This window comes from Liquorilactobacillus capillatus DSM 19910 (assembly GCF_001434915.1).
In the GTDB taxonomy this organism is placed as follows: Bacteria; Bacillota; Bacilli; order Lactobacillales; family Lactobacillaceae; genus Liquorilactobacillus; species Liquorilactobacillus capillatus.
Genome location: NZ_AZEF01000038.1, coordinates 849 through 2,699, shown reverse-complemented (window position 1 = coordinate 2,699; position 1,851 = coordinate 849). Strand labels below are relative to the sequence as shown.

Below are 1,851 nucleotides of genomic sequence, written 5' to 3'. Positions count from 1 at the left end.
TGGATATATTCAAAGACTGCATCATAATCAATAATTCCACTCTCTAAACGTGTAATAGTACACTCTCCAGCTCTCTGCATACTGCGATAATCAATACCATCACGCTTTATCTTTGAATCTAAGCCGTATTTAGTACCAACCCATGAATGACTATCACAATAAAAATGACCGTCACCAGTCGGAATTACCCAGCTAACTGCGGTCAAATCATTACTTTTTGACAAATCAACACCAATATAAATATCACGATTGTTCAGACTAATGCTTTCAGTCTTACCAGCACTCCAATCATCTGCACTTATATAACTATCCTCGCTGGCTTGTAGCCACATATTGAAATTCTTAACTAGAATCGGGATCATATTATTTTGTTTAATCGCTAAATCCACATCAGCTTTTATTTTTTCAGTCATTTTCTTTTTAACTTTTGGTTCACTAAACAACGGATTAGCCTTCACCCAATTATTTTGGTCGTATACTTCTTCTCTATCGTCTAGTTCCCAAATAGCTATGAAGTACCTGTCTGCTTCTGCTTTGCCATTTAAAATATCATTAAGCATTTCATATTCTGCGTGCATTGGAACATTCAAATTAAGCCCTGACGTTGAAATAACTGCAAGTAAGGAATTATCTTCTTGTGCTTGCCCTGACTTTAAAACGTTATATACTTTTCGATCCTTGGCCTCATGCCATTCATCAAGAACAATAGTAGTTCCTGCAAAACCATCAAGCGTACTAGTATCACTGGCCAACGCAATCGCCTTACTGCCACTTTCCAAATCTTCAATCTCTTGTTTTTGTACCTTTATTCTTTGGCGCATATACTTGGACTTCTTACGAACTTGGTTTAAACCACTGGAAAGCATATTGTAACCCAGCTTAGCCTGTTTTAAGCCGTTAGAAACAAATAGGACTTGTCTATTCATTGCTGGGCTTTTTTCTCTTAGTAAACCATTAGCAGCGATACCGCTAGCTAAATAAGTTTTACCATTTTTCCTAGCCATTGAAATAAAAGCACGATCATATCGTCTGAATCCCGTATCTTTTTCTTTCCAGCCGTATAATTCTGATATTATCCATTCTTGAAATGGTTGCATATCTAACCTGCTACCGTCCGTTTTTGGTAGGCTCTCGATAAATCTAACAGCTTTTACAGCTTCTTCTTCATCATAGTAGTAATTAAATTCATCTGTCTTAGAACGCCCTAAATCACGCTTAAAACGTTCGCAAGCTAGTCTAATCTTCTTACCAACTAGAATCTTACCAGCAAGCACATCATCAACATATTTAATCATGATAGCATCGCTTCATATTCATCTTTTGGTTTATCAGACTTAGCTTTGTGCAATTCCATTCTTGCCCGACTAGATATAGTCATTCCTAAATCATTGGCGATGGCTTTCATATCTTTAATAGCTGTACTCATAATTTCAATGTATGGATTTTTCTTCTTTGACCCATTACTTTTATTGGTTATTACTAAACCATGCTTTGTAATGTCTGTATTGCATGTCTGAACAACTGAATATAGTTTGCAGTAAGTAGCTAATAAACTTCTATCAAGCTCTGATACGGGCGTATTTTGCTTTAAATAGGGCACTATCCTATTCCATTCCGTTAAGGCTCTGCCACTCAACCAATCAGGCGCATTGTTATCAAGTTCAGGATACTCAAATAAAGATTTTTCCATATCCTTACGTTGCTCAATTTCTTCATTGGTTAGATGCTTACTCATATCTGCAAGTTGTTTTACCTTTCTACCCATGCAATCAGCTCCTTTCGTTCTAAATTTATCTACAAGAAAAGCCGTTACCATTCCTAGCAACGACTACTCCACATATATCTGAAATT

2 protein-coding genes are annotated in these 1,851 nt (G+C 36.5%); both read right to left on the bottom strand.

Annotation, left to right across the window (positions count from 1 at the left end; genetic code table 11):
* A partial coding sequence (locus FC81_RS08565; RefSeq protein ID WP_057745742.1) for a terminase large subunit occupies window positions 1–1,295 on the bottom strand: 1,295 nt, incomplete at its 3' end.
* Window positions 1,292–1,765 carry a phage terminase small subunit P27 family gene (locus FC81_RS08560; RefSeq protein WP_057745743.1) on the bottom strand — a complete coding sequence of 158 codons (474 nt, stop codon included), beginning with the start codon at window positions 1,763–1,765 and terminating at the stop codon, window positions 1,292–1,294. The genes FC81_RS08560 and FC81_RS08565, both read right to left, overlap by 4 nt.
* Between the last annotated feature and the right edge of the window lie 86 nt (window positions 1,766–1,851).